General features: G+C 69.2%; 7 protein-coding genes. 4 read left to right on the top strand and 3 right to left on the bottom strand.

Annotation, left to right across the window (positions count from 1 at the left end; genetic code table 11):
* Together VGJ14_03395 and VGJ14_03400 are read left to right on the top strand one after the other, a co-directional pair.
* On the top strand, nucleotides 1-365 hold a 365-nt coding region (locus VGJ14_03395), incomplete at its 5' end, for a hypothetical protein (GenBank protein HEY2831446.1).
* 179 nt (nucleotides 366-544) lie between these two features.
* Entirely contained in the window at nucleotides 545-1,024 is a 480-nt protein-coding gene (locus tag VGJ14_03400) for a hypothetical protein (protein HEY2831447.1), read from the top strand.
* Nucleotides 1,025-1,086: 62 nt separating this feature from the next.
* Here the strand turns inward: VGJ14_03400 and VGJ14_03405 are convergent, their stop codons facing one another.
* Together VGJ14_03405 and greA are read right to left on the bottom strand one after the other, a co-directional pair.
* Nucleotides 1,087-1,779, bottom strand: coding sequence for a Crp/Fnr family transcriptional regulator (locus VGJ14_03405; protein HEY2831448.1), 693 nt, complete (start codon nucleotides 1,777-1,779; stop codon nucleotides 1,087-1,089).
* Nucleotides 1,780-1,802: 23 nt separating this feature from the next.
* Complete coding sequence (greA, locus tag VGJ14_03410; protein HEY2831449.1) at nucleotides 1,803-2,297, bottom strand: transcription elongation factor GreA; 495 nt, start codon at nucleotides 2,295-2,297, stop codon at nucleotides 1,803-1,805.
* Nucleotides 2,298-2,434: 137 nt separating this feature from the next.
* Here greA and mca point away from each other — a divergent pair, with 137 nt between their 5' ends.
* Both mca and VGJ14_03420 read left to right on the top strand, forming a co-directional pair.
* Nucleotides 2,435-3,352: a mycothiol conjugate amidase Mca gene (mca, locus tag VGJ14_03415; GenBank protein HEY2831450.1), complete on the top strand. Its 918-nt coding sequence runs from the start codon at nucleotides 2,435-2,437 to the stop codon at nucleotides 3,350-3,352.
* Complete coding sequence (locus tag VGJ14_03420) at nucleotides 3,349-3,564, top strand: hypothetical protein (GenBank protein ID HEY2831451.1); 216 nt, start codon at nucleotides 3,349-3,351, stop codon at nucleotides 3,562-3,564. Before mca ends, VGJ14_03420 begins: the two co-directional genes overlap by 4 nt.
* A 7-nt stretch (nucleotides 3,565-3,571) precedes the next feature.
* Here the strand turns inward: VGJ14_03420 and VGJ14_03425 are convergent.
* A partial coding sequence (locus tag VGJ14_03425; GenBank protein ID HEY2831452.1) for a hemolysin III family protein occupies nucleotides 3,572-3,877 on the bottom strand: 306 nt, incomplete at its 5' end.

A 3,877-nucleotide genomic window follows, 5' to 3' on the forward strand; every position in this document is an offset into this window, starting at 1 on the left:
GTCCGGCCGCCCGCGCCGGACCTGTGGAGGTTTCCGTGTACAAGATCATTAAGGCTGCGGGGACGTGCTTCGCCGCCGCCGCCATCGCCCTTGCAGTCGCGCCCGCCGCCGGCGCGACGACCACTGCGTCGGTCTCCCACCATCACCACGGCGGCGGCGGCGGGGGCGGCGGCTGGGGTGACAACGACTGGGACGGCTGGGACGGCGACGGCGGGGGCGGCGACCACTGGGGTCACGACGGTTGGAGCGACAACCACCGGTCGGACGACGGTGTGGGCCGCGACTCCGGCGAGGAATTCAGCGACGGGCACGGCGTGCACTGGTCGGACCACGAAGACAACCACGAATGGAATCACCGCGGCTGAGGCGACCCTCAGCATCCCGCGACGAACGACGGTGGCCCGCAGGCGGGCCCCGTCGTTCGTTCGTGCGGGGCGTCGAGAGTGCCGTTGACCTGGGCGTTCGGAATAAATCTCCCAGAATCGTCCGAAATGGGACAAGATGTGCTTGGCCTTACCAACCGGCCGGTCACCTGGAGGTCATTGTGCGTCATTTGATCAAGGCGCTGGGAACCATGTTCGCCGCCGCCACCCTCGCTCTCGGTCTGGCGCCCACCGCCGGGGCCGTCACCACAGCCCCCGCTGCGGCCGCGTCGACGAGCCACGCGGCCGTCGCCACCGCCCCGACCAGCGCGGACGCGGCGAGCTGGTACTGGAAGTGCCGGTGGCCCCGCTACCGCCACAACCACCCGTGGCGCTGCTCCCGCCACCGCAACTACGACTACGGCGACTACAACAATTACGGCAACAATTACGGCGGCTATCGCCGGCACAACGGCGGTGGCAATTTCCACCGCGGCAACGGCGGCAACCGTGGCAACTGGCCGCGCAACAACGGCGGCGGCAACCGTGGTAACTGGTCGGGCAACAACGGCGGTGGCAACAACGGCAACGGTGGCGGCATGGTCCACAGCCAGGGCCAGGGCCAGGGCCAGGGCCAGAGCGCTCCCCCGCCCTTCCACTGAGGACAGCCGCGGCATTGCAACGCCGGCTCGATCCAGCTGGATCGAGCCGGCGTTCGGCTGTCTCAGCGCTGGTGGCGGCGGCGCAACCCGGCCCGGTCGGTGATCACGATGTTGCGTGACCCGGTGCGCACATAGCCGCGCCGACTGAACGCGGCCAGCGCCTGGTTCACGCTCGGCCGGGAGGCGCCCACCATGCCCGCCAGGTCCGACTGGGTCAGCGTGAGGTCCAGCCGAATGCCGTCACCCTGCACGACGCCCTTCTCCTCGGCCAGCCGGTCCAGGCACTTGGCCAACCGGCCCTCCAGGTCCAGGAACACCAGGTCGGCGGCCTGCTCGGAGAGTCGGCGCACCATGTCGCACAGCGACACCAACAAGGCCCGCGCGAGCGCCGGGTTGGCATCGAACACCGAGTCCACGGCGGCCCGGCTCAGCACGATCACCTGCACCGGTCCCACGGTCTCGATGGCCGCCGAGCGCGGCCGACCGTCCAGGAACGACAGCTCCCCGAAGCAGTCCTCGGGCTCCAGGGTGCAGAACAGCACCTGCCCGCCCTCGGTCGAGTTGACCAGCACCTTGACCGACCCGGACAGCATCACGAACATCGCGTCGCCGGGGTCGTCCTGCTGGAAGATGAATTGGCCGCGCGTGTAGTTGCGCACCACGGCCAGCCCGGCCAGGACGTCCAACGTCGCCTGGTCCAGCCCCGCGAACACCGTGCTGCCGGCCAGCACCTTGGCGATTCGCTCAGGGATCACCCGGGCGACGCTACTCCGTCACCTCAGCCGGTGAACGGCGTCGCGGACACCACGTTGACCGTTATCTTCGCGCCGCTGGGCAGCACGTAGGAGGCCTTCTGACCGGGCTTCTTGCCCAGGATCGCCGCGCCCAACGGGGACTTCTCGGAGTACACGTCCAGGTCTCCCATGTCCACCTCGCGGGAGCCGAGCAGGAACTTTTGCTTGTCGCCGTCGCTGAACTGAACAGTGACGATCATGCCCGGGCGCACGATGCCGTCATCGGCCGGTGCCTCGCCGACCTTGGCGTGCTGCAGCAGCTCGGTGAGCTGGCGGATGCGGGCCTCCTGCTTGCCCTGCTCCTCCTTGGCCGCGTGGTAGCCGCCGTTCTCCTTCAGGTCGCCCTCGTCGCGGGCGGCCTCGATCTTCTTGGCCAGCTCGGTACGGCCCGGGCCGCTGAGGTGGTCCAGTTCGCCGCGCAACCGGTCGTAGGCGTCCTGGGTCAGCCAGGTGACGCTTTCCGTCGATGTCTGGGTCACGGGAACTCCTCGATTGCTCGTCGAACGGCCTAGCTTACGGGCCGGCACGCCCCGGGGCGCCTACCGTGCGCCTGTGGCGGGCCTGAGACTCGGCCCTGGAACACGTTGCCCGGCGGCGGGGTTGGACACTGTGACCGATGCCCGCTGACGAGGAAGGACGACGCCCGGTGCCCACCGAGGAGCCATTGCGGCTGATGGCTGTGCACGCCCACCCGGACGACGAGTCCAGCAAGGGTGCGGCGACCATGGCGATGTACGTGGCGCAGGGCGTCGAGGTGCTCGTGGTGACCTGCACCGGCGGCGAACGCGGCTCGGTGCTCAACCCACAGCTGAAGGACGACCCGGAGGTGGCCCTGCACATCCACCGCATCCGGACCGATGAGATGGAGGCCGCCCGCCGCATCCTCGGCGTGCAGCAGGCCTGGCTGGGCTTCGTCGACTCCGGACTGCCGGAGGGTGACCCGCTGCCGCCACTGCCCGTGGACTGCTTCGCCGTCCAGCCCCTGGAGGCGGCCGCCGCACCCCTGGTGCGGCTGATCCGCGAGTTCCGTCCGCACGTGGTGACCACCTACGACGAGAAGGGTGGTTACCCGCACCCGGATCACATCCAGACGCACAACGTGTCGGTGGAGGCCTTCGAGGCGGCCGGGGACCCGGATCGCTACCCGGATGCCGGGCCGGTGTGGCAGCCGCTGAAGCTGTATTACGACGTGACGTTCTCCCGGTCCCGGCTGGAGGCGTTGCACCAGGGCATGCTCGATCGCGGGTTGGAGTCGCCCTACCAGGAGTGGTTGGAGCGTTGGAAGGATCGGGCGGCGCGCAAGGTCACCACTCGGGTGCGCAGCGGCGAGTACTTCCCGGTGCGGGACCAGGCCCTGCTGGCGCACGCCACCCAGGTGGACCCGGAGGGCTTCTTCTTCAAGGTGCCGATGGACCTGCAGCAAGAGGTCTGGCCGTGGGAGGAGTTCGAGTTGGCCCGCTCCGTGCTGGACACCGAGTTGCCGGAGGACGATCTGTTCGCAGGTGTCCGGGAGCGCAGCGGGGTGGGGGCGTGACGCTGCTTTGGTTGGCGGCACCCTCGCCCAGCCCGGTGAATCCGGACAAGGTGCAGCCCGGCTTGCTGGGCCTCGGCTTCGTTGTGCTGCTGGCGCTGGCCGTCGTCGTGCTGTGGTTCTCCCTACGCCGCCATCTCGGCCGCATCGACGTCGGGCGGCATGAGCGCGAGCGGCGGGCGGGCAGTGAGCCGCAGAAGCCGAGCGAGTCCTGACGGACCGTCAGTGATAGGTGTAGGCGATCATGGACACGGCCACGTAGTGCACCACGTAGCCGACGATCGTGCAGGAGTGGAACAGTTCGTGGAACCCGAACCAGCGCGGTGACGGGTTGGGTCGTTTGATCCCGTAGATCAGCCCGCCGATCGAGTAGAACGTGCCGCCGATCACCAGCAGCACGAACGTGCCGACCGCCCCGGTGCGCAGCAGGTCGGGCACGAAGAAGGCCGCCGTCCAGCCCAGCGCGAGGTACACCGGGGCGGACAGCCAGCGGGCGCTGTGAATGAAGATCGTGCGCAGCGCGACGCC

The organism is Sporichthyaceae bacterium (genome assembly GCA_036493475.1).
GTDB lineage: Bacteria > Actinomycetota > Actinomycetes > Sporichthyales > Sporichthyaceae > DASQPJ01.